Origin of the sequence: Amycolatopsis sp. SID8362 (assembly GCF_010550475.1) — a bacterium.
GTDB classification, from domain to species: domain Bacteria; phylum Actinomycetota; class Actinomycetes; order Mycobacteriales; family Pseudonocardiaceae; genus Amycolatopsis; species Amycolatopsis eburnea.
Genome location: NZ_JAAGNB010001090.1, coordinates 1 through 2,608 on the forward strand (window position 1 = coordinate 1; position 2,608 = coordinate 2,608).

Here is a 2,608-nt window from a genome sequence, read left to right on the forward strand (position 1 = left end):
GCGGCGCCTCGGGCACCCGGTGCTCGCCGTGCTGCGCGGCAGCGCGCTGAACCAGGACGGCGCGTCGAACGGACTCAGCGCGCCCAGCGGACCGGCCCAGCAGCGCGTGATCCGCGCGGCGCTGGCCGACGCCGGCCTGTCCACTTCGGACGTCGATCTCGTGGAGGCGCACGGCACCGGCACCACGCTGGGCGACCCGATCGAGGCGCAGGCGCTGCTGGCCACGTACGGCCAGGACCGCGAGGAGCCGCTGTGGCTCGGCTCGCTCAAGTCCAACATCGGCCACTGCCAGGCCGCCGCCGGCGTCGCCGGGGTGATCAAGACCGTGCAGGCGCTGCGGCACGGGCTGATGCCGCGGACGCTGCACGCGGAAACGCCGTCGTCCCACGTGGACTGGGAGAGCGGCGCGGTCCGGCTGCTCGACGAGCCGCGGCCGTGGGAGCGGCCGCGGCCGCGCCGGGCGGCGATCTCGTCGTTCGGCATCTCCGGCACGAACGCCCACGTGATCCTCGAGCAGGGCGACGTCGCCGACGTCGAGCCGACGCCCGAACCTCCGGTGGTGCCGTGGGTGCTGTCGGCCAAGTCGCCCGAGGCGCTGCAGGCGCAGGCGCTTGCGCTGCGGGGACAGGTCGAGCACAACGTGGCCGACGTCGCGTTCTCACTGGCAACCTCCCGGACCGCCTTCCCGCACCGCGCGGTGGTCACCGGCGGCCGGGACACGCTGCTGACCGGGCTTTCGGCGCTGGCGGAGGGGATTCCGGCCCCGAACGTGCTCACCGGGACCGCGGGCACCGGCCGGACCGCGCTCGTGTTCCCCGGGCAGGGTTCGCAGTGGGCGGGCATGGCACTGGAGCTGGCCGAGGCGTCGCCGGTGTTCGGTGCGCGGCTCGACGAGTGCGCCGCGGCGCTGTCCTCCTTTGTGGACTGGACGCTGCGCGACGTGCTCGCCGACGCTTCGGCGCTGGCACGGGTCGACGTCGTGCAGCCCGCGTTGTGGGCCGTGATGGTGTCGCTGGCGGAGCTGTGGCGGTCGTTCGGCGTGGTGCCGGACGCGGTGGTGGGACACTCGCAGGGCGAGATCGCGGCTGCCGTGGTGTCGGGCGCGCTGTCCCTTGAGGACGGTGCCCGGGTGGTCGCGTTGCGCAGCAAGGCGATCCTGGCATTGGCCGGTGGCGGCGGCATGGTCTCCGTCGCGGCGCCGCTGGAGGCCGTCGAAGCGCGCCTGACCGACGGGCTGTCGATCGCGGCGGTGAACGGCCCGGGCGCCGTCGTCGTCTCGGGGACACCCGGCGCGCTGGACGCGCTGATCACCGCGTGCGAGGCGGACGGCGTGCGCGCCAAGCGCATCCCCGTCGACTACGCGTCCCACTCGGCGCAGGTCGAGCAGCTGCGCGGCGAACTCCTCGACGTGCTGGCCCCGATCCGGCCGCGGACCGGTGACATCGCGTTCTTCTCGACCGTCACCGGCGCCTGGATCGACGGCGCCCGGCTGGACGCCGAGTACTGGTACACGAACCTCCGCGAGACCGTCCGGCTCGACGTCGCCGTCGCCACGCTCGCCGCGGAGGGGTTCGGCACGTTCGTCGAGTCCTCGCCGCACCCGGTGCTGACGATGGCGATCGGCGAGACCGACGGCGTCGAAGCCCTCGGTTCGCTGCGCCGCGACGATGGCGGGTACGAGCGGTTCCTGCGCTCGCTCGGCGAGGCGCACGTGCGCGGGGTCGCCGTGGACTGGACGCCCGCGTTCCCCGGCGCCCACCGCGTCGACCTGCCCACCTACGCCTTCCAGCGCCGCCGCTACTGGCTCGACGCGGGCGTCGCGCCGGAGTCGGCCGCGGACCCGGTGGACGCCGCTTTCTGGGCCGCCGTCGACGGTCTCGACCTCGACGCCGTCGCCGGCACCCTCGACGTGGCGCCGGGCAGCACGCTGGCCGAAGTCCTGCCCGCGCTGACCCGCTGGCGTGAGCGGGCCCGTGCAGCGTCCGAAGTGGACTCGTGGCGCTACCGGGTCGAGTGGAAGCCCGTCGCCGCACCGTCCACTCCGGAACTGTCCGGCCGCTGGCTCGTCGTCGTCCCGGACGGACACGACGACTGCGGCGTCCCGGGCGCCTTGGCCGCGCACGGTGCCGAGCCCGTGGTCGTCTCCGAGTTCACGGACGCGGAGGGCTTCACCGGCGTCGTCTCGCTGCTCGCGCTCGACGAAACCCCGTCGCCCGAAGCGGACTTCCTGCCTGCCGGAGCGACCGCGAACCTCGCGCTGGCCCAGGCCATGGCCGCGAGCGAGACGCCGTTGTGGCTGCTCACCCGCGGTGGTACCGACCTTCGCCCGGCGCAGGCCATGACGTGGGGCCTGGGCCGCGTGATCGGCCTGGAACTGCCCGGGATCTGGGGTGGGCTGCTCGACCTGCCCGCCGAACCGGACGCCACGACCGCGAGCCTGATCGCCGCCGCACTGTCCGGTGTGGACGACGAGGACCAGGTCGCGATCTGCCCGTCCGGGCTGCTGGCCCGGCGCCTGGTCCGCGCTCCCTTCACCCCGCCGGCCGAGCGGTGGAAGCCGCGCGGCACGGTCCTGATCACCGGCGGCACGGGCGCGCTGGGCGCGCAC

General features: G+C 74.7%; 1 protein-coding gene. It reads left to right on the plus strand.

All coding sequences use genetic code 11. From position 1 onward, the window contains the following. A partial coding sequence (locus G3I65_RS33980) for a type I polyketide synthase (RefSeq protein ID WP_160699727.1) occupies positions 1 to 2,608 on the plus strand: 2,608 nt, incomplete at both ends.